This is a genomic window from Janthinobacterium sp. FT14W, assembly GCF_009208755.1.
Lineage (GTDB): Bacteria > Pseudomonadota > Gammaproteobacteria > Burkholderiales > Burkholderiaceae_D > Janthinobacterium > Janthinobacterium violaceinigrum.
On sequence record NZ_WFLL01000001.1, the window covers coordinates 343523 to 367790 of the forward strand.

Below are 24268 nucleotides of genomic sequence, written 5' to 3' on the forward strand. Positions count from 1 at the left end.
GGGCGCAAGGAGACAAGCATGGATTTCCGCTTCAATGAAGGCAGCATCCCGCTGCTCGTGTCGATGCCCCACGTGGGCACCGACATACCGGACGATATCGCCGCGCGCATGACGCCGCAGGCCCTGGTCAAGGCCGATACGGACTGGCATCTGCGCGAGCTGTATGGCTTTTTGCAGGAGATGGATGCGTCCGTGCTGTCGGCGCGCTGGTCGCGCTACACCATCGACCTGAACCGGCCGCAGGAAGACACGAATCTGTATCCGGGACAGGATACGACGGGCTTGCTGCCCAGCGATACGTTTCACCGCGAGCCGCTGTACCTGCCAGGCCGCGAACCCGATGCAGCCGACGTCCGGCAGCGCCTGCAACGCTACTGGGCGCCGTACCACCGGCAATTGCGCGCGGAACTGGACCGCCTGCTGCGCGTGCATGGCGCCGTGGTGCTGTGGGATGCCCATTCCATCGCCTCGCACGTGCCGCGCTTTTTCGACGGCAAGCTGCCCGACCTGAATTTCGGCACGGCCGACGGCGCCAGCTGCGACAGCGGGCTGACGTCCGCCGTGGTCGATATCGCGCGCGCGCAGGATCAATTTACCGTGGCCTTGAACGGCCGCTTCAAGGGCGGCCATATCACGCGCCACTACGGCCAGCCGGAAGGCCGCGTGCATGCGATCCAGCTGGAGATGTGCCAGTGCGTGTACATGGATGAAGCGGCGCCGTTTGCCTACCGGCCCGACCTGGCCGCGCAGGTGCAGCCGTTGCTGCGCCAGATGATGGACGCGGCCGTGGCATGGGTGGCGCGTTGAGCGGCTGTCTGTTCGCGCGCCATGCGCTGCTGCCGCAGGGCTGGCGCCGCGACGTGCTGCTGGAATGGGACGCGGCCGGCGACCTGACGCGCGTCCAGGCCGATGCCGCGCCATCGCCAGGCGCGGAAGTGGCTGAATATGTCTTGCCCGGCATGGTCAACCTGCATTCGCACGCCTTCCAGCGCGCACTGGGCGGCATGACGGAGATTGCCGGCGATGGAACGGGCAATGCGCCGGACAGCTTCTGGACGTGGCGCGAACTGATGTACCGCTTTGCGCGCCACATCACGCCGGAGCAGATGCAAACCATCGCCGCGCAGCTGTTTGCCGAATGCCTGCGCCATGGCTACACGTCCGTGTGCGAATTCCACTACCTGCAGCGCGATGGGGCAGGCGCGCTGTATGCGCGCCCCGCCGAAACGGCCGAACGGGTGCTGGCCGCGGCGCGCCTCAGCGGCATCGGCATGACTATGCTGCCCGTGCTGTACAGCCATGCGGGCTTCGGCGAACAGCCCTTGAAGGCCGAGCAGGCGCGCTTTCGCACGGATGCGCAGGATGTCTTGCGCATCATCGAGGCGCTGGCGCCGCAGCGCGGCGGGCAGGTGGAAGTGGGCTTCGCGCCCCATTCGCTGCGCGCGGCCAGCGTGGCGCAGATCCGCGAAGTGGCGCAGGCACTGCCTGCGGGCCGCCCCATCCACATCCACATCGCCGAGCAGCAGGGCGAAGTGCGCCAGTGTGTCGACTACAGCGGCCGGCGCCCGGTGCAGTATTTGTACGACCACGCCGACGTCGATGCACGCTGGTGCCTCGTGCACGCCACGCATGTGCAGCCCGACGAGGTGGCGCTGATGGCTGCCAGCGGCGCCGTGGCGGGCCTGTGTCCCACGACGGAAGCGAACCTGGGCGATGGCCTGTTTCCGCTGGCCGAATTCATCGCCGCCGGCGGGGCTTTCGGCGTCGGCAGCGACAGCCATGTGTCGCAGTCGCCCGTGGAGGAATTGCGCTGGCTCGAATATGGCCAGCGTCTGCAGCGCCAGCAGCGCAATGTCGCCGCCACGCCGGATGAGCGCCGGGTGGGCGACTACCTGTGGCGGGCGGCCTTGCGCGGCGGCGCGCAGGCGGCCGGACGCAAGCTGGGCGCCCTGGCGCCAGGCTGCCGCGCCGACCTGCTGGCGCTCGACGAGGCGCACGTGAACCTGGGCGGCGCGGCCATCGGGGATGTGCTGGGCAGTTTTCTCTTTTGCGGCAACGACAACCTGGTGCGCGACGTGCTGTGCGGCGGCCAGTGGCAGGTGCGCGGCGGGCGCCACGTGGCGCAGGACGCCATCGCCACCGCCTACAAGCGCACCCTGGCGCAACTGAGGGCGCTCTGATGGCGACCTTCATCCCGCATGAATACCTGCGTGCCGCGCCGTGGAAAAATGGCGGCGGCAGCACGACGGAAATCGCCATTTCGCCAGCGGGCGCCGGTTTCGACGATTTCGACTGGCGCATCAGCCTGGCGACGATCACGGCCAGCGGGCCGTTTTCCTGCTTCCCCGGCATCGACCGCAGCCTGATGCTGGTCGATGGCGACGGCGTGCAGCTGACGCTCGATGGCGCGCGCAAGGTGGCCTTGAGCGCGGCGCAGCCCATGCTGTGGTTTCCCGGCGAAGCGGCCGTCGTGGCGCAGGTCAAGGGAATCACGACGGATTTCAACGTGATGACGCGGCGCGACCGCTGCCGCCACCAGCTGGAAAAGATCACGGCGCCGGGCAAGCTGGCGCGGCGCAGCGCGGCGACCCTGCTGTTCGTTGCCGGCGAAGGTTCCGTGCTGGCGCGCACTAGCGACCAGCAGTTCGCGCTGGCCCGCTACGACGCCCTGCTGCTCGACGCGGACGATGCGCAGGAATGGCGGCTCGACGCCTTGCAGCGTTCGGCCGTGCTGTGCGTCGACCTGTTTACCTAGGAGAGAAACGATGCAAGAGTGGGACCTGGTCATCCACAACGTCCACCTGGCCACGATGGAGCACGGTTATGGCGAGCTGCTCGACGCGGCCATCGCCGTCAAGGATGGCCGCATCGCCTGGTTCGGCCCCGGCGACGAGCTGCCGGCCAGCGGCGCCGTGCTGCACGACGGCCAGGGCTGCTGGCTGACGCCCGGCCTGATCGACTGCCATACCCATATCGTCCACGCGGGCAACCGCAGCGACGAATTCGAGGCGCGCCTGAATGGCGCCAGCTATGAAGAAATCAGCCGCGCCGGCGGCGGCATCATGTCCACCGTGCGCGCCACGCGCGCGGCCAGCGACGACGAGTTGCTGCGGCAAAGCCTGCCCCGCGTGCTGGCGCTGCTGGCCGAGGGCGTGACCACGCTGGAAATCAAGTCCGGCTACGGTCTCGACGCGGACAGCGAGGCGAAGATGCTGCGCGTGGCGCGCCGGATCGGACAAACGCTGCCAGTGTCCGTGCGCACCACGTTTCTCGGCGCGCACGCGCTGCCGCCCGAGCATGCGGGCCAGGCCGACGCCTACGTCGACCTGCTGTGCGCGCAGATGCTGCCCGCGCTGGCCGGCGATGGCCTGGTCGACGCCGTCGACGCGTTCTGCGAGCGCATCGGCTTCACGCCGGCGCAAACGCAGCGCATGTTCGAGGCGGCGCAGGCACTGGGCCTGCCCGTGAAACTGCATGCGGAGCAGCTGTCCGACCTGGGCGGCGCGGCACTGGTGGCGCGCTACGGCGGCCTGTCGGCCGACCACCTGGAATTCCTGTCGGAAGAGGGCGTCGCCGCGATGGCGCAGCACGGCACGGTGGCCGTGCTGCTGCCCGGCGCGTATTACTTTTTGCGCGAGACGCAGCCGCCGCCTGTCGCGGCATTGCGCGCGGCTGGCGTGCCGATGGCCGTGTCCACCGATTGCAATCCGGGCACCTCGCCCATGACGTCCTTGCTGCTGGCGATGAACATGGCCTGCACCCTGTGGCGCCTCACGCCGCAGGAAGCGCTGGCCGGCTGCACGATACACGCGGCGCGCGCACTGGGCCTGCAGCGGGAAACGGGCAGCCTGGCGGTGGGCAAGCGCGCCGATTTCGCCCTGTGGCGCATCGCGCGCCCGGCCGACCTGTCGTATGCGCTGGGCCTGAACCCGTGCGCGGGCGTGGTACACGGCGGTGTCTGGCGCGCGCCGGTGGTAAGCTTGACGGATTGATCATTCGTCCTGGAGCGCCGCGTGCGTGCTGTGCTGTTTTATCTGCTGTTCTTGCTCGTCTTCGCCGCCGCGCCCATGTCCTCCCTTGCCATGGACGGCGGTACCCTGAAAGTGGGCTCGAAGCGCTTTACGGAATCCTACATCCTGGGCGAAATCGTCAAGCAGAGCGCCGCGCCGCACGTCAGGGCGGAGCACCGCCAGGGGCTGGGCAACACGGCCATCGTGCTCGCCGCGCTGCAGGCGGGCAGCATCGACGTGTATGCCGAGTACATGGGCACCATCGCCAGCGAGATCCTCAGGCACGACAAGCCGCTTGACCTGGAACAGATGCGGCGCGAGCTGGCGGCACTGGGCCTGGGCGTGGCCGTGCCGCTGGGGTTCAACAACACCTATGCGCTGGCCATGCGCGGCGATGAAACGCGCATCGCCAGCCTGGGGCAGCTGGCGCAGCATCCCGCCTTGAAGTTCGGCCTGTCGCATGAATTCATCGGCCGCGTCGATGGCTGGCCGGGCCTGGCCGCCCGCTACGGCTTGCCGCAGCGCCCGCGCGGGCTCGATCACGGCATCGCCTATGAAGCGCTGGCGCAGCGCCAGGTGGACGTGATCGACATTTATTCGACGGACGCGAAGATCCGCCAGTATGGCTTGCGCGTGCTGGCCGACACGCAGCAGTATTTTCCCCGCTACGACGCCATGCTGCTGTACCGGCTCGATGTGCCTACCCGCTTTCCCGCCGCCTGGCTGGCGCTGGAAGGGCTGCGGGGGCGCATCGGCGAGGGCGACATGGTCGCCATGAATGCGGCCGTGGAAATCGACGGCAAGCGTTTTGCGGACGTGGCGCGGCAGTGGCTGGCGTCCGGTGCGCAGGCAGATAAACCGGCAACCGCCGTGCGCGGCAATCTGCTGGAGAAGATCATCGGCGACGATTTGTGGACCCTGACGCGACAGCACCTGACCCTGGTGCTGCTGTCGGTGGCCCTGGCGTGCGTGATCGGCATTCCGCTGGGCGTGCTGGCGGCGTTTTCGGCGCCGCTGCGGCAAACGGTGCTGGCCTTCGTGGGCGTGCTGCAAACGGTGCCGTCGCTGGCCCTGCTGGCGATATTGATTCCGCTGCTGGGCATGATCGGCACGATGCCGGCGCTGGTCGCGCTATTCGTGTATGCCTTGCTGCCCATCGTGCGCAATACGTGCACGGGCATCCTGCAGGTGCCGCAAGGCTTGCGCATGGCGGCGCTGGCGCTGGGCATGAGCCGGCGCGACCGCCTGCTGCACGTGGACTTGCCGCTGGCCTTGCCCGTGATGCTGGCGGGCATCAAAACGGCGGCCGTGATGAGCGTGGGCACGGCCACCATCGCCGCCTTCATCGGCGCGGGCGGCTACGGCGAACGCATCACCATCGGCCTGGCGCTGAACGACAACGACATGCTGCTGGCTGGCGCGATCCCCGCAGCCGCGCTGGCCCTGCTGACGCAAGGCCTGTTCGAACTGGTGGAGCGCTGGGCCGTAGCCGGCCAGCAACGCTGACGCCATCACAGGGAATGCAGTTTCGAGCGCACCGAGACGACGGCCTGGTGCAGGATGCGTTCAGCCTGGAAGTCGTTCTCGCGCTGTTCGGCGATGGCTTGCAAGTCGCGCGTGTAGCGTTCCAGGCGGGACCGCAGGTAGGCGCGGTAGATTTTCATGACGAGCGGTTTGGCAGAGACATTCATGATGTGGCTCCCGTATGCATAACGATTCGTTCATTGTGTGTGAGCGCATTGCTGCCATTTTGCGACGCATCAAACGCCAGCACGCCGTCACGTTGACGCGTTTGATATTCCGCAATGCCCCACCAGCAGAAGATGCCACACTGAATCTTCCCTGCCTGGCCCTGCCCGCATTGGCCGCAGGTTCCGATTCCCTCAAGCATACTCAAGGAGCGTCGCATGGTCATTTTTGCCGTGGTTGCTGGCTGCACCGCCTGCCTGACAGTGTACCAAATCTATAAAAATTCGCAGGGCGGCAATAGTCTTACGCAACAACATATCGGTTTGCACGGCACATTGATTGAGCCACGGAAATAAACTGTGGCAAAGGGGGGACAGTGAGCGCACTACTTTAAGGAAAATGTAAGGCCCGGTAAGCAAATGTAAAGGTCGGTACGGTGACAAGTCGTAGCGTTTATATTGATAACCGTTGATTGCATTCTCCCCCTCCCACTTGACAATGGGTTCACCCCGCGGTGCCGCTAGCCCGCGGGGATTTTTTTGGGCAATCGGTTTATGCGGGTGTCGGTGTTCCTGCCGACAATTGCGCCAAGGCATCGCCAGCGACGCGGCAGATGCGCCAGTCCGGCATCACGTCCGCGCCCATGCCCTTGTAGAAGTTGATCGCGTTTTCATTCCAGTCCAGCACCGACCATTCGAAGCGGCCGCAATCGCGTTCGACGGCCAGTTGCGCCAGCGCCACCAGCATCTGCTTGCCATAGCCCTTGCCGCGCACCGATTGCTTTACGTACAGGTCTTCCAGATACAGCCCCTTGCGGCACAGGAAGGTGGAAAAATTGTGGAAGAACAGGGCGAAGGTCACCACCTCGCCATTGTCCTCGCCCACCAGCGCTTCGCATGCAGGATGGGCGCCGAACAGGCTGTCGTGCAGCATGGACTCTCTGGCGATCATCATGTGTTCGAGTTTTTCAAACACGGCCAGTTCATGGATCATGCCGAAGATGGCGGCCACGTCGGTTTCCCGGGCAGGGCGGATGGCGAGAGTGGCGTTGCTAGTGTTCATGTTGCCTTTGCGGATGGAGGGGTGGAAATGGAGGCGACGGCAGCCGTCTTGCGGGCGCCCGACGTCAGGGCCCAGGCCACGCTGGACAGGCACAGCAGCATGCCCACCCATTCGATGGCGGCGGGCCGGTAATGTTCGAATTGCACCGACAGCAGCACGGAAATGACGGGCGTGACGACGCCGATATACACGGTTTTTTGCGTGCCGATGCGCGCGATTAAGGTGAAATACGCGCTGAAGGCGATCACCGAGCCGAAGATGGCCAGGTACAGCAATCCCATCCAGTAGCTGGGGCGCGCGGGCAGCTGCCAGGACTGGCCCGTGGCAATGGCCCACACGGCCACCATCAAGGTACCCCACAGCATGGTCCAGGCCATGGTCAGCATCACGTTGCCCGAGTGTTCGCGCACCTTCATGACCAGCGCGTTGCCCACCGTGCTGGAGACGGTGGCCACCAGGGCCAGCATGAAGCCGAGCAGGAAGTGGCCATTGCCGCCGCCCAGAATATCCTGCAGCGCCGCGCCGATCGACTGGTAGAACAGCAGCACGATGCCGCAGATGGCGACAAACGCCGCGCAGCAGGTGCTCCAGGTGATGGGCGTGCCGAAAGCGATGCGGTTGAGCAACGGTGTCCAGAATACCATCAGCGCAAACAGTACGCTGACGAGGGCGGAGACCAGGTACTGTTCGGAACTGTAGGTGCACACATAGCTGAGGGCAAACGAGGCCAGGCCTTGCAGCAGCATCCATTTTTGCGCGCGCCAGGGCAGGCGCAAGCTGTCGCCGCGCACGGCGCACCAGGCAAACAGGGTGGCGGAAGCCAGGCCGAAGCGGTAGACCACGGAAACGGCGGGGGCCACATCGCCCAGCTGCAAGGTGATGGCCCAGAAGGTGGAGCCCCAGATCAGGCAGGCAATGATGAACAGGAGAGGAGAGGACATCGCGCAAGTATACGGGCATCGCGCGGGGATGGCGAGTCTTGGTCGAGCTTGCTCAAAGAGTGGTCAGCAGACAACAGGCATTGAGCCAGCGCAGTGCTTCTGGAAAATGTTGAATTTATGAAAATATTTACTTTATTATCAAGTGAATATTTTCTGAATTGCATCTTTGAAGGGGACCACCATGCCAGCCTCATTGCAGATCAAAGTATGGAGCGTGCTTGTGTATGTCGTCGTGACTGCCGTGATCGCCATCTGGCTGCACCCTTCTGCCCTGCTCGCTGCCGGCGCCTTCGGCTGAGCGCATGCGCCGGCAAGCAGATCAGTGGGTGACGCGGGTCTTGCGGCCATCGGACAGCAGGCGCACGCGTTCGCCCGGACGGAACAGTTCGTCCGCGTCTTGCACGATGGCGCGCATGTCGCCATTGTCCAGGCGTACGGTAATTTCCAGGCCTGGCTTGTTGGAAGCGTTCGCTTCGATGCTTTTGCCCGCCATGCCGCCGGCGACGGCGCCCAGGATGCTGGTCGCGATGGCGCCCTTGCCGCCACCGACTGCCGAGCCGGCCACGCCGCCCAGCGCCGCGCCAGCCAGCACGCCCGTGCCCGTTTCACCCTTGTCGATGGTGACCTGGCGCACGGATTCCACCGTGCCCATGCGGACCGATTGTTCGTTCTGCGCCTGGCGCGCGTTGTACACGTTCGCCGAGTTCGGTTGTACGGCGCAGCCGGCCAGGGTGGCGAGCAATGCCACTGCAATAATTGGTGCTTTCATGTGGGACTCCCTTGGACAAAAGTTAGTTGCCGGTTACATTGACTGGCAGATGATGACTTATCATAAGGACACTTGCCTCATATAACTAGTTGCGAATAGTAAAATTCTGTTACGGCCCCGGCAGGCCACATGAGCGCTTGCCGCTCAATACGCGAGCCGCAGGCGCCGGTACAAAAATCCCAGCACGAACAGGGGACCGACCAGTAAAAAGCGCAAGTCGTCCAGGAACGACGGTTTCTTGCCTTCGATCTGGTGGCCGATGAACTGGCCTATCCAGGCCAGCACGAACAGCGCCAGCGACACGGGCAGGATGGTCAGCGCCGGCATCAGCAACAGCAGCCCCAGCATGGCGGCCAGCATCGCCAGCATGCCCGCCGCAAACGGGCGCGACAGTTTGTAATAGTAGTATAAGGCCAGAATACTGCCGAGCAGCGCCACGCTGGCATGCACGCTCCACAGCAGGCCCAGCAGGCTGAAAACGATCAAGGGCACGCACACGATGTGCACCCATTCATTGACGTGGTTGCGGTGGCTTTCGCCATACTGGGCCAGCAGGATGTCGATGGTGCGCATGGTGGCGTCTCTTATAGGAATGGTTATCCGGCAATTCTACACCGGCGGCCTGCCGCTGGTCTGCCGCCGTGGCGCGGGTAAAATGGCCTATTTCGACACTGCAGGACATCCGCCTTGAGCTTTCCTCTTTCCGCGCCAGCGCCCCTGGCCGCCCCCCGCAAGCGCTGTTTCGATCCCGTCGTCGATGCCGATACGCGCCTGCTGATACTGGGCAGCCTGCCCGGCGAAAAATCGCTGGCGCACAGCCAGTACTATGCGCATCCGCAAAACAAGTTCTGGATGCTGCTGGGCGAGGTGCTGGGCGTGGACCTGAAAAGCCTGCCCTATGAGGCGCGTCTGGCAACCTTGCTGGCGCACGGCGTGGGCCTGTGGGACGTGGTGGCGCAGGCGCACCGTAGCGGTAGTCTGGACAGCAATATCCGTAACCGCGACGACAACGATCTGCCCGGCTTGCTGGCCCGTTTTCCTGCCATCCGCGCCATTGCCTTCAACGGCGGCACGGCCGCCACATTGGGCATCAAGGTGCTGGGCGGGCAGGCCCCGCATTACCGGATCGTTGCACTGCCGTCGAGCAGCCCGGCCTATACCAAACCCTATCTGGAAAAGCTGGCGCAGTGGCACGTCTTGCGCCAGGCGCTGGCCTGACACCGTCCACTCCCGCCGCCTTCCTGTAGCCGGCGCCAGCACCGGACGCTGAACTCCTCCCCCATCCCGGCGCTGGCTGTTGCACCGCGCGATTCCCCCGCCGCCTGTTGTTTCCACGCCCATCTGCGACCCCCGCTTGATTTTTGCGCTTGCTTTTACTGATATATTACATTTAATATTCTGATATATCAGAGTGCGCCAGTTTGGTGCCACGACAAAAACACAGCGCGATGCCCGTCGCGCGCAGCAAGGAGATGGCTACGATGACCGAGTTCATGAATCAGGATTTTCTTCTCACCACCGAGACGGCCCGCAAGCTGTACCACGAAGTGGCGGCCGACCTGCCCATCATCGATTACCACTCGCATTTGCAGCAGGGAGAGATCGCCAGCCGCAAGACCTTCCGCAACATCGCCGAACTGTGGCTGGCGGGCGACCACTACAAATGGCGCCTGATGCGCACGGCCGGCGTGGCCGAGGAATTCATCACGGGCGAGCGCTCGGACCAGGAAAAATTCCGCGCCTTCTGCAAGGTGCTGCCGCTGGCGATCGGCAATCCGATCCACCACTGGAGCCACCTGGAACTGCGCCGCATCTTCAATATCGACCTCATCATCAATGAGGCGAATGCGGACGCCATCTGGGAACAGGCCAACGACATGCTGGCCACCATGGATACCTGGTCCTTGCTGGAACAGGCGGGCGTGGAAATCGCCTGCACCACCGACGACCCTGCCGACGACCTGCTGCAGCACGCGGAAATCGCCGCCTCCGGCCTGAAGACGCGCGTGCTGCCCGCCTACCGTCCTGACAAGGCCATGCGCATCAACCAGCCGCGCTTCCCTGACTACCTGCAGCGTCTGAGCGCGGTGGCCGATGTTCCCGTCACCTCGTTTGCCTCGCTGATCGCCGCGCTGGCCGTGCGCGTGGAATTCTTCCACTCGCGCGGTGCGCGCATCTCCGACCACGCCGTCGACGTGACCCTGCCCGTGCAGGCGGCCAGCGCCGAGGAGCTCGAAGCGCTGTTCGCCAAGCGCCTGCAAGGCACCTTGCTGACCGACGCGGAAAACGGCCTGTACCTGCGCGGCCTGCTCGAAGCGATCGGCCGCGTGTATGCGAACTATGGCTGGACCATGTGCCTGCACATCGGCGCGCAGCGTAACAACAACGACCGCATGCGCGGCTTGCTGGGACCTGACACGGGCTACGACTCGATTTCCGACATGAGCTGCAGCGCCGGCCTGGCCTCGCTGCTCAACGCGCTGGACCTGGACGACCGCCTGCCGAAGACCATGCTGTTCTGCCTGAATCCGAACATGAATGAAGTGCTGTCGACCATGGTGGGCAACTTCCAGGATGGCACGGTGGCGGGCAAGCTGCAATTCGGCCCGGCCTGGTGGTTCAACGACCACAAGGAAGGCAATCTGCAGCAGCTGGTGGGCTTCGGCAACCACAGCGTGCTGGGCGTGTTCGTCGGCATGGTGACCGATTCGCGCAGCTTCGCTTCCTACCCGCGCCACGACTACTTCCGCCGCCTGGTATGCCGCCAGATCGGCGAATGGGTGCACGGCGGCGAATACCCGAACGACTTCGAGGCGCTGGCCACCATCGTGCGCGGCATCTGCTACGAAAACGCGCAGCAGTATTTTCAGCTGTAATCCCATAGCCGCCGCCAGGAATTAGTCATGCAAAAAGTGTTGTGTATCCATCCCGACGACGACATGCTGGTCGCCTTGTCCGATCTGGCCGCCGGCGAAGTGGTGAACTGGGAGGGCGAGTCCATCCTCATCAGCAGTGCCGTGAAGACCAAGCACAAGCTGGCCCGCCGCGCCTTCGCGGCAGGCGACATCCTGCGCCTGTACGGCGTCCCCGTCGGCAAGGCCACCGTGGCCATCCGCCGCGGCGAAGCCGTCACCACGGAAAACCTGCACCATTACGCGGCCGAAGTGGAGCTCGAGCCGCAGGCGCCATACAGCTGGACGCCGCCCGACGTGGCGCGCCTCGATGGCGCCACCTTCCCCGGCGTGGTGCGCGCCGACGGCAGGGTGGGCACGGCCAATTACTGGCTGATCTTCCCCCTGGTCTTCTGCGAAAACCGCAACGTCGAGCACTTGCGCAATGCGCTCGAGGCGCCGCTGGGCTACACGCGCAACGACCTGGCGTCGTTCACCCTGTCCTTGCTGGGCGAGGACATGGAAGCGCCGAAGCCCGTCGTGCGACCCTTCCCGAACCTGGACGGCGTGCGCATCATCACGCACAACGGCGGCTGCGGCGGCACGCGCGCCGATGCGCGCTCGCTGTGCAAGATTCTCTCCGCCTACGCCGACCACCCGAACGTGGCCGGCATCACGGTGTTCAGCCTCGGTTGCCAGAACGCGCAGATCGCCATGTTCCAGGACGCGCTGGCGAAACAGAACCCGCATTTCGACAAGCCCTGCCTGATCTACGAGCAGCAAAAATGGGACAGCGAAGCAGCCATGATGAAGGCCGTGCTGACGGATACCCTGGCGCAGCTGAAGGAAGCGAACAAGGTACGGCGCCAGCCAGTGCCGCTGTCGCACCTGAAAATCGGCGTCAAGTGCGGCGGCTCGGACGGCTTTTCCGGCATTTCCGCCAACCCGGCCATGGGCCTAGTGTCGGACATGGTGGTGGCCGTGGGCGGCTCGTCCATCCTGGCCGAATTCCCGGAACTGTGCGGCGTCGAGGCCAACCTGATCGAGCGCTGCGAAAACGACGACGACAAGCGCCGCTTCCTGGGCCTGATGCGCGATTTCGAAGCGCGCGCCGAAGCCGTGGGCACGCATTTCGCCGACAACCCCAGCCCCGGCAACATCCGCGACGGCCTGATCACGGACGCCATGAAATCGGCTGGCGCGGCGAAGAAGGGCGGCACGTCGCCCATCGTTTCCGTGCTCGATTACGGCGAGCAGAGTCCGAAACCGGGCTTGTCGCTGCTGTGCACGCCGGGCGGCGACGTCGAATCGGTGACGGGCATCGTGGCTTCCGGCGCCAACGTGGTGCTGTTTTCCACGGGCCTGGGCACGCCGACGGGCAATCCCATCGTGCCGGTGCTGAAAATTGCCAGCAACACGCGGGTGGCGAAAAAGCTGTCGGACCTGATCGACTACGACTGCGGCCCCGTGATCGACGGCACGCCTTTGCCGGACGTGGCCAACGGCCTGTTCGACATGGTGGTGGCCACGGCCGGCGGCCAGTACCAGGCCAAGGCGGACCGCCTGCAGCAATACGATTTCATCTTCTGGAAACGCGACATTTCACTGTGAACGACATCCCCATGCAAGCATTGCGCCGCGGCGCGCCGTTCGACCTGCCGATCAAGATCCTGCAATTCGGCCAAGGCAATTTCATGCGCGGCTTTTTTGACTGGCAGATCGACCTGCTCAACGAACGCACGGGCCTGAACGGGGGCGTGGTGGTGGTGCGCCCGCGCGGCGGCAGCGCGTCGCCCCTGCTCGACGTGCAGGACGGCCTGTTTACCACCGTCGTGCGCGGCCTCGACGAAGACGGCCAGGCCGTCAGCACCTGCCGCACCATCTCCTGCGTGCAGCGCGAAATCGATCCGGCCACCATGTATGGCGACTACCTGGCGCTGGCCAGCCTGCCCGAGCTGCGCTTCATCGTCTCGAACACCACGGAAGCGGGCATCGCCACCAACGACAGCGACGCCTTCGGCGACGCGCCGCCGTCGAGCTTTCCCGCCAAGCTGGCGCGCCTGCTGTTCGACCGCTACGCGTATTTCGAGGGCGACCGCACGAAAGGCGTGGTACTGCTGCCGTGCGAGCTGATCGAACGGAATGGCCCGGCCCTGAAGGCGGCCGTGCTGCACTTCGCCCGCCTGTGGCAGCTCGATGCGGGCTTTGCCGCCTGGATCGAATCGGCCTGCGTGTTCTGTTCGACCCTGGTCGACCGCATCGTCACCGGCTACCCGCAAGACGCCGCCGCCATCGAGGCGGAACGCGGTTATCGCGACCAGTTCATGGTGGCGGCCGAATACTACTACCTGTTCGTCATCGAAGGCCCGGCAGCGCTGGCCGATGAATTGAAGCTGGCGGGCGCGGACCTGAATATCGTGCTGGTCGACGACATCACCCCCTACAAGAAACGCAAGGTGGGCATCCTCAACGGCGGCCATACGGCGCTGGTGCCGGTCGCCTTGCTGGCCGGACTCGAGACGGTGGGCGATGCCGTCAACGACGCACAGGTGGGCGGCTACCTGGCCGACACCCTGACGCAGGAAATCATCCCTGCGCTGCCCCTGCCGCAGGACGAACTGCAGCAGTTCGCGCGCGACGTGCTGCTGCGCTTCCGCAACCCTTACATCCAGCACCGCCTGGCGTCCATCGCCTTGAACAGCTGGAGCAAGTTCGCCGCGCGCATCGCGCCGCAACTGCTGCGCTACGTGGAATTGCACGGCCGCCTGCCGCAACGCCTGGTGCTGGCGCTGGCCGCCACCATGCGTTTGTACCGCGGCGACGTCATCGCCCTGTCCGACGATGCGGCCAGCCTGGCGTGGTTCAGCCGGGCCTGGGCCGATGCCGATGCGGGCCGCCTGACGTTACAGCAGCTGGCGCAGGGCTGGTTGGCGCAGGAAGCCGTGTGGGGCCGCGACCTGAACGCGGTGCCAGGCCTGGCGCATGCCGTGGCCACGGCCTTGCAGGACATCGCATCGCAGGGCATGCGCGGCGCCTTGCCGGCCGTGTAGGACAGCCGGACCGCAACACAGTACTACCGCAGCACCCATAAGAACCGAGGCCGAAGGCACTTCCCCAGGAAGGCTGAACGGCCCAAAAAGTGGCGGCGCAGCTGCGCCGCCTTGGATGGATAGAGGGAGACAACATGACTAAAATACGCGGCATGCGCTGGTGGATGGTCGGCCTGGTCACGGCTGGACTGATCGTCAATTACCTGGCGCGCAATACCTTGTCGGTGGCGGCGCCCACGATGATGAGCGAGCTCAATATCACCACGCAGGAATATTCGTACATCGTGGTGGCGTGGCAGGTGTGCTACGCGCTGATGCAGCCGATCGCCGGCTACGTCATCGACGCCATCGGCACCAAGATCGGCTTTGCCGTCTTTGCCCTGGCCTGGTCCGTGGCGTGTGCCTGCGCGGCCATGGCGACGGGCTGGCAAAGCATGGCGCTGTTCCGTGGCATGCTGGGCCTGACCGAGGCGGCCGGCATTCCCGCCGGCGTGAAAGCGACGACCGAGTGGTTTCCCGCCAAGGAGCGTTCGATCGCCATCGGTTGGTTCAACATCGGTTCCTCGATCGGCGCCCTGTGCGCGCCGCCGCTGGTGGTGTGGACCATCCTGCACGGCAGCTGGCAGATGTCCTTCGTCATCGTCGGCGCCATCGGCATCGTCTGGACGGGACTGTGGCTGGCTTTCTACAAGCATCCGCGCGACCAGAAACTGCTGTCGGACAAGGAGCGCGACTTCATCCTGGAAGGCCAGGAAGCGACCCACCACAGCGACAAGGCGCCCAAGGCGCGTTGGCACCAGATCGTCCGCAGCCGCAATTTCTGGGCCATCGCCATCCCGCGCTTCCTGTCCGAGCCGGCCTGGCAAACCTTCAATGCCTGGATTCCCCTGTATATGGCCACCGAGCGCCACATGAACATCAAGGAAATCGCCATGTTCGCCTGGCTGCCGTTCCTGGCCGCCGACATCGGCTGCGTGCTGGGCGGCTACCTGAGCCCGTGGTTCCACAAGTACTGGAAGGTGTCGCTGTTCACTTCGCGCAAGCTGGTCGTCGTCGTCGGTGCCGTGTGCATGATCGGCCCGGCCTGCATCGGCCTGGTGGCCAGCCCGTACGCGGCCATCGCCCTGCTGTGCGTGGGCGGCTTTGCCCACCAGACGCTGTCCGGCGCGCTGTATTCGATCACCTCCGATGTCTTCGGCAAGAACGAAGTGGCCACGGCCACGGGCCTGGCCGGCATGTCCGGCTACCTGGGCGCGACGATCTTCACCCTGGTGTTCGGCGTGCTGGTGACCCTCGTCGGCTACAGCCCCCTGTTCATGCTGCTGGCCGTGTTCGACCTGGTGGCCGCCGCCGTCGTCTGCCTGCTGATCCGCGAAAAGATGGCGCCGGGCGTGCCGCTGGCCAAGCCTGCCTTCAGTACCTGACGACCACCCCAGAATTTTTCCCGCTGTTTTCCTGCACCGCGCGGTGCGGCGGGGAGCTGTTTTTTTGATGTTTATACATATGCGCCAATGAAGGCGCGAGAAGAGGAGAAGCACATGACACTACAGAACAACCGTTGCACCCGCCGTGTCCTGGCGGCGGCGATCCTCGCTGCCCTGTCGGGCGGCGCGCTGGCCGAAGGCATCCTGGAAAACCGCCACGTGGAAACCCGCATCTACGGTTTCCTGAACGGCGAGATCGAATCGGTGAAAGCCGTCGGCGGCGCCACGCCGTACGCCAGCCGCGGCCGCATTTCGGACGGCAATTCGCGCATCGGCTTTGCCGGTTCGATCGGCCTGCGCGACGACTTCCGCGGCATCTGGCAGATCGAGGGCAGCCTGAACAACTTCGACGAGGGCGGCGTGAATGGCCAGGGCAAGTCGGCCACCATCGAATCGCGCAATACCTTTGTCGGTATCGAGAGCAAGCGCTTCGGTCGCTTCATCGTCGGCAATAACGACTCCGTCTACCGCAGCCTGGTGGGCTCCGGCGGCGCCCTGGGCGGCAACCTGGGCCTGACGGTGCAGGGCGTCGACGTGTGGAACAACACCTCGGCCCAGTTGAGCGGCAACGCCGACAGCCTGTTCGGCCGCGGCGAAGCGCGCTACAAGAACTCGGCGCACTACCTGTCGCCGGAATGGCGCGGCTTCCAGGCCGGCGCTTCCTACGGCTTTGACGAGCAGCGCACGACGGGCGACGACCGCGCGCGCTACTCGCTGGCGGCCAAGTACAGCATCGGCGCGTTCTCCATCGGCGCCGGCTACGACCGCCAGCAGAACACGGGCGTGGACGTGGAAAACCTGTCGAAGGGCTTCGGCATGCGCAACACCACCGTCAGCGGCGTGAACACCTCGTTCTACAAGCTGCTGGCGACGTACAAATTCCCCACCAAGACCTCGCTCGGCCTCGGTTTTGAGTCGGGCAGCTATGGCTATGCGGTGCAGTCGCTGCCCACGCCGGGCAATATCTACACCTCGCTGACCACGGGCAGCATGAAGCAGCGCTCCGTGATGGCGTCGCTGAGCCAGGAAGTGGGCTACGACGTCACCGTGATGCTGGCCGCCGGCAAGCTGGGCAAGCTGGACAACACCACCTTCGCCAAGCCGGATGATTTCGGCGCGACGCAGATTTCCCTGGGCGCGACCTACAAGATCGACGAGCAGTTCATGCCCTATGTGTACTTCACGCGCATCAACAACAAGGCGCAGCAAAACGTCAACCTGGGCCAGTCGCCACTGCACAGCAATAACTCGGGCCAGGACGATGCCTTCCTCGCGCCAGGCAATTCGCCGCGCGCGTTCGGTTTCGGCTTCATCGCCCGTTTCTGAAGTAGTCCGGCGCAAGCCGGGACAGCGCCGGCCACCGGTTCCAGCGGAACCGCGTGGGCGGCTCATTTATACAGCGTTGCCACCTCAGAGCGGCGCTTATATCAGGAGATGCATTCATGAAGTCAGGTAGCAAAAAACTCAACTCAGGCTGGACGCAGGCATGCGTCGCATTGCCCTTGGCCGCCATGCTGGCCGCTTGCGGCGGCGGTGGCAGCACCGACGGCGCCACGTCCACCACGTATAACCCGGGCAGCGTCTACCAGGTAGGCACGACCTCGTTCGACCCGGACCTGCCGGCAGAGCCAACCCTGCCGAAGGACACGCAGGTGTGCGCCACCCTGGAAGCGTCGAGCAACCTGGTGCGCCGTCCGGACGGCTCGCTGCCGCCGGAAGCCGATCCGTCGAAGCCGGGCGTGGGCGCGGTGGTCACCACCGCTACCGCCAATCCGGACCAGGCCCGCATCCAGGCCGCGCTGGACGCCTGCGGCGCCGCCGTCGATGCGGAAGTGGGCGCGAAGATCGCCGCCGCCGATGCCGCCGCCACGGCCGCGCAAAAGACCGCCAACGTGAAGAACGTGAATATCGCCGGCGTCTCGGGCGAGGAACTGGCCAAGCCTGAATACCGCGGCAGCAAGTTCGCCGTGCGCCTGGTGGTCAACAGCTCCGGCGTGGGCGATGGCTTCATCAGCGGCCCATTGACCCTGCCGTCCGGCGTCACCCTGTGGATCGACAAGGGCGTGACCCTGTACGCCTCGCGCGACGTCACCACCTATTCGCCGAATCCGGCCGGTCCGTACTGCGGCAACACGGCCGTCAGCTCCAGCAAGGCCGGCAGCTCGGGCAACTGCTCGGCGCTGATCAACGGCTCCAACCTGGTCAACTCGGCCGTCATGGGCGATGGCTCCATCGACAGCCGCGCCTATGCGGAAATCGTCACCACCAACAAGCTGTATCCGCTGATGAAGGTCGACATGACCTGCTCGAACACCTACGCCATGTATGCCACGGGCAAACAGGCGGCCGACGGCGTGTCGTGCGATAACGGCGGCACCATCGTCGATTCCAAGTCGTCGGCGCGCAACATGAGCTGGTGGGATCTGGCCTTCCTGGGCAACATGGTGCAGAACGGCGTGACGGGCACGGGCTCGCAGTCGAACTTCCGCATGATGGTCTTCAACTACGCGAAAAACCTGACCCTGTACCGCATCTCGCTCAATAACAGCGCCAACTTCCACGTCGTGCCGAGCGGCGTCGATGGCTTGACGGTGTGGGGCGTGAAGGTGCAGACGCCGACCCTGGCGGCATTCGCCAACCCGGCCGGCAACGGCAACCCGCTGTACAACGGCGAGACCTATAACGCGGACAACGTCAAGAACACGGACGCCTTCGATCCGGGCGCGGCAAGCAAGGCCATTTCCGGCAAGCTGGCCACGGGCAGCAAGACCACTTCGACGGGGGCCATGTCGTTCGACGGCTACCTGAAGAACTTCGTCTTCGCGTATAACTTCGTCAGCACGGGCGACGATGACGTGGCCTTGAAGGGCAGCGCCAATCCATCGCCGGCCGGCTCCGGCCTGTTCGCCATCGACGGCAAGCGCGACGTGCGCTCGGACCGCAAGCACGGCATCGTCATCGCGCATAACCACATCTACTGGGGGCATGGCATTTCCGTCGGCAGCGAAACGAATGCGGGCGTGACCAACGTCGAAGTGTATGACAACTCGTTCACGCATTCGGAAGAAGGCTTGCGCATCAAGTCCGACTACGCGCGCGGCGGCGAAGTGAGCAACATCCATTACCGCAATATCTGCATCCGCGATGTCTTGAACGCGCTGTTGTTTACCACCTACTACAGCACCAAGGCGCTGCCGACGGCCGGTCCGCAATATCCGAACTTCCACGACATCACCCTCGATAACGTGCGCATCCTGGGCAATACGGCCATCAAGCTGCAGGGCTTCAAGGCCAACACAGGAGGCTTCGACAATCCGCAGTATCCTCTGGTGATGTCCCTGAATAACGTGGTGACGGACTCGCCGAATGGCACGACGATGACCTCGTCGGACGCGAACCTGACGATCAAGGGCACCAACCTGCCGATCTTCGCCAATGCGGCCGAGCGCGTGACGGTCAACGGCACGGCGACGCAGGCGGTCGACGTGGAAAAAGTGGTCGATTGCAGCAAGGCCTTTGTCGACTTCCCGGCCATCGGCCAGTCGAACCTGTTCGGTTCGACCTGGGACAAGAAGTAAGCCTGCCACGCAGGCCTGGGTAGCACGGAAGTAGCGCGCGCCGCGCCGGCCATCTTTCGGGATGCCGGCGCGGCGCCGCTCTGAATCGATGGAAAATCGGGAGGAAACCGCAATGCAAGCACCACAAACCGTTTTCGTCATCGGCGAATGCATGATCGAATTGCAGCGCGCGGAGAAGGAACAGGCCATGGCCTACCGCTTTGGCGGCGACACCCTGAACGCGGCCGTGTACATGGCGCGCCAGCTCGACGCGGGCCGGCACGCGGTGGCGTACGTGACGGCGCTGGGCAGCGACAGCCTGTCCGACGACATGTGCGCCAGCTGGCAGGACGAGGGCATCGATACGCGCTGCGTGCAGCGCCTGGCCGACAAGCTGCCAGGCATGTACCTGATCGAGAACGATGCGCAGGGCGAGCGCCGCTTTCACTACTGGCGCAGCGATTCGGCCGCACGCCACTGGCTGCGCGGGCCGCAGGCGCCGGCCATCCTGCAGCAGCTGGCCGGCGCGCGCCACGTGTATTTGTCCGGCATCAGCCTGGCCATCCTGCCGCCGGCCGACCGGGAACTGCTGCTGGCGGCCCTGGCGCAGTGCCAGGCGCAGGGCGGGCAGATCATCTTCGACAATAACTACCGTCCGCGCCTGTGGGAAAGCGCCGATGCGGCCGCCTCGGCCTACCATCGCGTATTGAGCCTGTCGTCGCTGGCCTTGCTGACGCTGGACGACGAAGACGCCTTGTATGGCCCGGCCGACGTGGCGCAGGTGCTGGCGCGCACCTGCGCCCTGGGCGTGCCCGAAATCGTGCTCAAGCGCGGCGCGCAGCCCTGCATCGTCAGTTTCCACGGCGTCGTGGAGGAGGTCGCGGCCCGGCCGGTGGCCAAGGTGGTCGATACCACGGCGGCCGGCGACTCGTTCGGCGCAGCCTATGTGGCGGCGCGGCTGGCAGGGCAAGCGCCAGTTATGGCGGCAGCCGCGGGGCACCGCCTCGCCGCCTGCGTGATCGGCCAGCGCGGCGCCATTATCGCGCGCACGGAAATGCCTGCCGGATGAGCGCAGACCCTGTATCATCGATTACACTGTTTTTTCCTGTTTAACTTTGCCGCTTCGCTACAATAAGTCTATGAATCTGACGTCCTCTCTTCCTCCTGCCGATGGCGAAACCGGTGTCAGCGCCGCGCGCCGCGTGTATGGATTGCTGCGCCAGCGTATCGTCGACATGAGCATGCTGCCGGGGACGCGCATCGTGGAAAAGGAACTGGCCGATGAACTGGGCACCAGCCGCACGCCCGTGCATGAAGCCGTGCAGCGCCTGGCCGAGGAAGGCCTGATCGAAGTGCTGCCGCGCGTGGGCACCTTTGTCGCGCGCATCCCGCTCGATTCGCTGGAAGAAGCCATGCTGGTGCGCTGCGCCCTGGAGACGGCCATCATCGAGAAGGCCACGGAAAGGGCGACGCCGGAAGGCATCGCCAGCCTGCGCGCCATCCTGGCGGCCCAGGCCGAGTGCATCGCGCAGAACGACATCCGCGGGTTTCACCGCACCGATGAGAACTTCCACGCGGCCTTGGCCGAGCTGTCCGGCTATCCCGGCGTGTGGCCCATGATCCTGCAGGCAAAGACGCAGATGGACCGCTATCGCCAGCTGACCTTGCCCCTGGCAGGGCGCATGAGCGATGTCATGGCCGAACACAGTGACGTGGTGGAAGCGGTCGCCTCGGGCGATCCGCAGCACGCCGTCGCCGCCATGCGCAGCCATCTCGATCACGTGCTGCCGGTGCTGGAAATCACCCGCAAACTGCGGCCTGAATATTTCATGCCGCATCTCGCCGTCAAACCCAAACGCTAGCGTCCCTGCGCGCTCCATCGCCTGTCCACCGGCCGCTGCCAGCGGGCCGGCAGGGATAGCCACGCCTGTCGTGGCCGATGGCGCGCAGCCATGCACAGCGAATGCTCCAAAGGATACCCATGAAAGTCTCTCACCGCCTGATTCTGCTGGTTGGCGCCGCCCTGCTCGGCATGGCCCTGCTGGGTGCCTACAGCCTGCGCAACCTGTACCAGGCCATGCGGCATGACCGCGAGGCGCAGATCGTCAACATGCTCAAGATGGGCGAACACCTGGCCGCCCACTACCACGCCGAAGAACTGGCTGGCCGCTTGACGCGCGAACAGGCGCAGACGGCCGCCAGGCAGGCATTGACCCAGCTCAATAATGACGGCAAAAGCTATTACTGGGCGCGCCTGCCGAACGGCTTGAACCTGGTGCATCCGAATCCGAAGAATATCGGCGTGATCGCCGAGGGCGAAACCATGGATGGCCGGCCCGATTCGCAGGCCTATGTCGAGGCGCTGGCCAGCAGCGAAGTGGGCCTCGTCTCCGTCAAGAGCAAGCGCGACGGGCAGCTGGTGGCCAAGCTCAATGGCATCATCGCCTTCAAGCCCTGGGGCTGGTGGATAGGCACGGGTTTTTTCAATGACGATATCGAGAACGCATTCTGGCAAGCGGCCATGCAGTTCCTGTGGTTTTTCCTGGCCGCCCTGGTCGTGATGTCGGCGCTGGGCTGGCAAGTGATCCGCAGCGTGCTCGGTGCCCTGGGCGGCGAGCCGGCCTACGCGGGCGACGTCACGCGGCGCATCGCCGGGCGCGACCTGTCCGCCTCAGTGGAGCTGCGGGCGGGCGACAACGCCAGCCTGCTGCACAGCATCGCGCGCATGCAGCAGGACCTGGCGGGCACCGTGCGCCAGATCCGCGGCAACGCTTCGGCCATCGCCACGGCGTCGCAGGAAATCGCCAATGGCAACCTGGACCTGTCGGCGCGCACGGAAGCGCAAGCCAGTTCGCTCGAGCAGACGGCCGCCTCGATGGAGGAACTGACGGGCACCGTCAGCCAGAATGCGGGCAATGCGCAGCAGGCCAGCGCGCTGGCGGGCGATGCCTCGCAGCTGGCGCGCCAGGGCGGCGCCGTGGTGGCGCGCATGGTCGACACCATGGGCGCCATCCGCCAGTCGTCAAACCAGATCGCCGATATCACGGGCGTCATCGACGCCATCGCCTTCCAGACGAATATCCTGGCCCTGAATGCGGCCGTGGAAGCGGCGCGCGCGGGCGAGCAGGGACGCGGCTTTGCCGTGGTGGCGGGCGAGGTACGCAGCCTGGCGCAGCGCGCGGCCGGCGCGGCAAAGGAAATCAAGGCGTTGATCGGCGTCTCGGTGACGCAGGTGGAGGCGGGCGGCGAACTGGCCGGGCAGGCGGGCGACGCGATGCGGCACGTGGTCGACAGCATCGCCAAGGTGACGGCCTTCATGCACGACATCAGCACGGCCACGCACGAGCAAAGCGAAGGCATCGCGCAGGTCAACCAGGCCATCATCAGCATGGATGACGTGACCCAGCAAAATGCGGCCCTGGTGGAGCAGGCTGCCGCTGCCGCCCAGGCCATGCAGGAACAGGCGCATCAGCTGTCGGAACTGGTCAGCCTGTTCAAGCTGGAACGGTGAGTCAGGCGGCCGGGGTGTAGGCCTGCGCTTCCACCGGCTGCCCCTGGGCGTCGAATTTCAGCGCCACGGACAGTTGCGTCACGCCGATGGTGGCCAGCGCATCGCAGATGTCGTCGACTTCGTCCTGCAGGTCGGCCGCCAGGTCCAGCGGCTTGTCGGCGCTGTGCAGCAGCTCGCCGCCCGCCGTGGTGACGTTGACGCGCAACAGCATTTCGCCGTGCTCGTCGGCAGGACCGACGACCACCGAGACATCCGCTGCCGCCACATTGTTTTCTGCCAGTGCATGGTTGATGCCCGACATCATCTGCAGCATCGCATACTCGTTCAAGCCTTGTTCCTTGCCACCGTGGAACAGATCCTGGTACAGGAAGCTCACTTCCAGCGCATTGCCGGCCGGCGCCAGGCAGCGCTTGACGAGCCCGCCCACTTCCGTCGTCCACTGCTGGTAGCGGGCCATGCGCGCATCGAACCAGGCGTCGAGCGCCGCTTCGTCCTTCGGTTCCGCGTAGAACGGATCGTCCACGCGCTTGAGGGCAAAGCCCAGCAGGAAGCGCAGTTCGACGGCCGTGTCCTGCGGGCCGAAGGCCGTTTCGCTCCAGCCCACGATGCTGCTTTCCAGGCCCGGCGTGGCGACGATTTTCTTGTCCGTCATCGAAGAGTAGGCATCGCGCACCATCTCGTGCAGATGGCTGTAGGTGATGCGGTCGATTTCATCGAGGTCGTAGGCATGGCTCATCAGGACCACCTTGGCCTTGGCGCTTTCCAGCTGGGATTGTTGAAAACTCTTCACCAGCGCCTCAAAAGCGTCCTGGTCCTGGAAGCTGTCCGCTTGCTTCAGGCCGCCCGTGCTTTGCACCAGCAGGGGCACGACAAAGGCGTTGATTTCCATGGACGGGGCATTGTCGCGGCGGATCACGGAAATGGACGCGGCGTCCTCGATATGGCTGCGCAAATACTGGTAGGCGCCCACGTCCTCGTATTTGGCGCGCTCGATGGCGTCGTACAGGATTTCATCTTTCTTTTGATTCAAGGCCTTGCGGATCAGGCGGCCGAACTCGACGGCTTGCTCGGCCAGCACCGTGCCTTGCGATTCGCTGTCTTCCTGCTCCGCCAGGTTCAGGGCCATCGTGCACAGCATGCGTGTGACGGACTCATCCTTGTCTTCAGGCGTGTTGGCGGATTTACGGGGGACAGGGCGCTTATTTTTGGGCATGGCGATCAACAGGTTAAGAAATACGGGTCAGGCAAACGGAAACGGGCGCCAGGGCTTTGCCAGGCGCCGGGACAGATCATACAGGCGGACG

21 protein-coding genes are annotated in these 24268 nt (G+C 64.9%); 15 read left to right on the forward strand and 6 right to left on the reverse strand.

The window, feature by feature from the left end; translation table 11 throughout:
* Positions 1 to 18 precede the first annotated feature (18 nt).
* From hutG to GCN74_RS01535, 5 genes are all read left to right on the forward strand, one after another.
* Positions 19 to 807 (forward strand): N-formylglutamate deformylase, encoded by a 789-nt coding sequence (gene hutG / locus GCN74_RS01515; RefSeq protein WP_152255010.1) that lies wholly within the window; start codon positions 19 to 21, stop codon positions 805 to 807.
* Complete coding sequence (locus GCN74_RS01520) at positions 792 to 2180, forward strand: formimidoylglutamate deiminase (protein WP_152255011.1); 1389 nt, start codon at positions 792 to 794, stop codon at positions 2178 to 2180. Before hutG ends, GCN74_RS01520 begins: the two co-directional genes overlap by 16 nt.
* Positions 2180 to 2755: a HutD family protein gene (locus tag GCN74_RS01525; protein ID WP_152255012.1), complete on the forward strand. Its 576-nt coding sequence runs from the start codon at positions 2180 to 2182 to the stop codon at positions 2753 to 2755. The genes GCN74_RS01520 and GCN74_RS01525 overlap by 1 nt, the downstream gene beginning before the upstream one ends.
* Before the next feature lie 10 nt (positions 2756 to 2765).
* Positions 2766 to 3992, forward strand: a complete 1227-nt coding sequence (hutI, locus tag GCN74_RS01530; RefSeq protein WP_152255013.1) for an imidazolonepropionase — start codon at positions 2766 to 2768, stop codon at positions 3990 to 3992.
* Between the two features lie 75 nt (positions 3993 to 4067).
* Complete coding sequence (locus GCN74_RS01535; protein ID WP_152255146.1) at positions 4068 to 5516, forward strand: glycine betaine ABC transporter substrate-binding protein; 1449 nt, start codon at positions 4068 to 4070, stop codon at positions 5514 to 5516.
* A 5-nt stretch (positions 5517 to 5521) separates the two neighbouring features.
* On the opposite strand, the gene GCN74_RS01540 is transcribed toward GCN74_RS01535, so the two are convergent.
* The 5 genes from GCN74_RS01540 to GCN74_RS01560 form a co-directional block, all read right to left on the reverse strand.
* Positions 5522 to 5701, reverse strand: coding sequence for a hypothetical protein (locus GCN74_RS01540; RefSeq protein ID WP_034746290.1), 180 nt, complete (start codon positions 5699 to 5701; stop codon positions 5522 to 5524).
* A 550-nt stretch (positions 5702 to 6251) separates the two neighbouring features.
* Positions 6252 to 6761 (reverse strand): GNAT family N-acetyltransferase, encoded by a 510-nt coding sequence (locus tag GCN74_RS01545; protein WP_152255014.1) that lies wholly within the window; start codon positions 6759 to 6761, stop codon positions 6252 to 6254.
* Positions 6758 to 7702, reverse strand: coding sequence for a DMT family transporter (locus GCN74_RS01550; protein WP_152255015.1), 945 nt, complete (start codon positions 7700 to 7702; stop codon positions 6758 to 6760). Before GCN74_RS01550 ends, GCN74_RS01545 begins: the two co-directional genes overlap by 4 nt.
* A 319-nt stretch (positions 7703 to 8021) precedes the next feature.
* Positions 8022 to 8471 carry a hypothetical protein gene (locus GCN74_RS01555; RefSeq protein ID WP_152255016.1) on the reverse strand — a complete coding sequence of 150 codons (450 nt, stop codon included), beginning with the start codon at positions 8469 to 8471 and terminating at the stop codon, positions 8022 to 8024.
* A 144-nt stretch (positions 8472 to 8615) separates the two neighbouring features.
* Entirely contained in the window at positions 8616 to 9044 is a 429-nt protein-coding gene (locus GCN74_RS01560; protein ID WP_152255017.1) for a DUF962 domain-containing protein, read from the reverse strand.
* 114 nt (positions 9045 to 9158) lie between these two features.
* Here GCN74_RS01560 and GCN74_RS01565 point away from each other — a divergent pair, with 114 nt between their 5' ends.
* The 10 genes from GCN74_RS01565 to GCN74_RS01610 all read left to right on the forward strand — a co-directional run bounded on the left by GCN74_RS01565 (position 9159) and on the right by GCN74_RS01610 (position 22964).
* Positions 9159 to 9689: a DNA-deoxyinosine glycosylase gene (locus tag GCN74_RS01565; RefSeq protein WP_226938808.1), complete on the forward strand. Its 531-nt coding sequence runs from the start codon at positions 9159 to 9161 to the stop codon at positions 9687 to 9689.
* Between the two features lie 263 nt (positions 9690 to 9952).
* Entirely contained in the window at positions 9953 to 11347 is a 1395-nt protein-coding gene (gene uxaC / locus GCN74_RS01570; RefSeq protein WP_152255018.1) for a glucuronate isomerase, read from the forward strand.
* Between the two features lie 27 nt (positions 11348 to 11374).
* Entirely contained in the window at positions 11375 to 12973 is a 1599-nt protein-coding gene (locus GCN74_RS01575) for a UxaA family hydrolase (protein WP_152255019.1), read from the forward strand.
* Between the two features lie 11 nt (positions 12974 to 12984).
* Positions 12985 to 14412, forward strand: coding sequence for a tagaturonate reductase (locus GCN74_RS01580; RefSeq protein WP_152255020.1), 1428 nt, complete (start codon positions 12985 to 12987; stop codon positions 14410 to 14412).
* A 134-nt stretch (positions 14413 to 14546) separates the two neighbouring features.
* The gene (locus tag GCN74_RS01585; RefSeq protein ID WP_131373512.1) at positions 14547 to 15836 is read left to right on the forward strand and encodes an MFS transporter; all 1290 of its coding nucleotides are present in this window, start codon (positions 14547 to 14549) and stop codon (positions 15834 to 15836) included.
* 114 nt (positions 15837 to 15950) lie between these two features.
* Entirely contained in the window at positions 15951 to 17222 is a 1272-nt protein-coding gene (locus GCN74_RS01590) for a porin (RefSeq protein ID WP_193316926.1), read from the forward strand.
* Positions 17223 to 17338: 116 nt separating this feature from the next.
* Complete coding sequence (locus GCN74_RS01595; RefSeq protein WP_152255022.1) at positions 17339 to 19474, forward strand: glycoside hydrolase family 28 protein; 2136 nt, start codon at positions 17339 to 17341, stop codon at positions 19472 to 19474.
* A gap of 112 nt (positions 19475 to 19586) precedes the next feature.
* Positions 19587 to 20522: a sugar kinase gene (locus GCN74_RS01600; protein WP_152255023.1), complete on the forward strand. Its 936-nt coding sequence runs from the start codon at positions 19587 to 19589 to the stop codon at positions 20520 to 20522.
* A gap of 70 nt (positions 20523 to 20592) precedes the next feature.
* Complete coding sequence (locus GCN74_RS01605) at positions 20593 to 21315, forward strand: GntR family transcriptional regulator (RefSeq protein WP_152255024.1); 723 nt, start codon at positions 20593 to 20595, stop codon at positions 21313 to 21315.
* A 119-nt stretch (positions 21316 to 21434) separates the two neighbouring features.
* Complete coding sequence (locus tag GCN74_RS01610; protein WP_152255025.1) at positions 21435 to 22964, forward strand: methyl-accepting chemotaxis protein; 1530 nt, start codon at positions 21435 to 21437, stop codon at positions 22962 to 22964.
* A gap of 1 nt (position 22965) precedes the next feature.
* Here the strand turns inward: GCN74_RS01610 and GCN74_RS01615 are convergent, their stop codons facing one another.
* Positions 22966 to 24177, reverse strand: a complete 1212-nt coding sequence (locus GCN74_RS01615) for a hypothetical protein (RefSeq protein ID WP_152255026.1) — start codon at positions 24175 to 24177, stop codon at positions 22966 to 22968.
* Between the last annotated feature and the right edge of the window lie 91 nt (positions 24178 to 24268).

Bases quoted from the DNA above. Each gene is read 5' to 3' on its own strand.
- hutG (WP_152255010.1), top strand. From the start codon at position 19: ATGGATTTCCGCTTCAATGAAGGCAGCATCCCGCTGCTCGTGTCGATG.
- GCN74_RS01520 (WP_152255011.1), top strand. From the start codon at position 792: ATGGGTGGCGCGTTGAGCGGCTGTCTGTTCGCGCGCCATGCGCTGCTG.
- GCN74_RS01525 (WP_152255012.1), top strand. From the start codon at position 2,180: ATGGCGACCTTCATCCCGCATGAATACCTGCGTGCCGCGCCGTGGAAA.
- hutI (WP_152255013.1), top strand. From the start codon at position 2,766: ATGCAAGAGTGGGACCTGGTCATCCACAACGTCCACCTGGCCACGATG.
- GCN74_RS01535 (WP_152255146.1), top strand. From the start codon at position 4,068: ATGTCCTCCCTTGCCATGGACGGCGGTACCCTGAAAGTGGGCTCGAAG.
- GCN74_RS01540 (WP_034746290.1), bottom strand. From the start codon at position 5,701: ATGAATGTCTCTGCCAAACCGCTCGTCATGAAAATCTACCGCGCCTAC.
- GCN74_RS01545 (WP_152255014.1), bottom strand. From the start codon at position 6,761: ATGAACACTAGCAACGCCACTCTCGCCATCCGCCCTGCCCGGGAAACC.
- GCN74_RS01550 (WP_152255015.1), bottom strand. From the start codon at position 7,702: ATGTCCTCTCCTCTCCTGTTCATCATTGCCTGCCTGATCTGGGGCTCC.
- GCN74_RS01555 (WP_152255016.1), bottom strand. From the start codon at position 8,471: ATGAAAGCACCAATTATTGCAGTGGCATTGCTCGCCACCCTGGCCGGC.
- GCN74_RS01560 (WP_152255017.1), bottom strand. From the start codon at position 9,044: ATGCGCACCATCGACATCCTGCTGGCCCAGTATGGCGAAAGCCACCGC.
- uxaC (WP_152255018.1), top strand. From the start codon at position 9,953: ATGACCGAGTTCATGAATCAGGATTTTCTTCTCACCACCGAGACGGCC.
- GCN74_RS01575 (WP_152255019.1), top strand. From the start codon at position 11,375: ATGCAAAAAGTGTTGTGTATCCATCCCGACGACGACATGCTGGTCGCC.
- GCN74_RS01580 (WP_152255020.1), top strand. From the start codon at position 12,985: ATGCAAGCATTGCGCCGCGGCGCGCCGTTCGACCTGCCGATCAAGATC.
- GCN74_RS01585 (WP_131373512.1), top strand. From the start codon at position 14,547: ATGACTAAAATACGCGGCATGCGCTGGTGGATGGTCGGCCTGGTCACG.
- GCN74_RS01590 (WP_193316926.1), top strand. From the start codon at position 15,951: ATGACACTACAGAACAACCGTTGCACCCGCCGTGTCCTGGCGGCGGCG.
- GCN74_RS01595 (WP_152255022.1), top strand. From the start codon at position 17,339: ATGAAGTCAGGTAGCAAAAAACTCAACTCAGGCTGGACGCAGGCATGC.
- GCN74_RS01600 (WP_152255023.1), top strand. From the start codon at position 19,587: ATGCAAGCACCACAAACCGTTTTCGTCATCGGCGAATGCATGATCGAA.
- GCN74_RS01605 (WP_152255024.1), top strand. From the start codon at position 20,593: ATGAATCTGACGTCCTCTCTTCCTCCTGCCGATGGCGAAACCGGTGTC.
- GCN74_RS01610 (WP_152255025.1), top strand. From the start codon at position 21,435: ATGAAAGTCTCTCACCGCCTGATTCTGCTGGTTGGCGCCGCCCTGCTC.
- GCN74_RS01615 (WP_152255026.1), bottom strand. From the start codon at position 24,177: ATGCCCAAAAATAAGCGCCCTGTCCCCCGTAAATCCGCCAACACGCCT.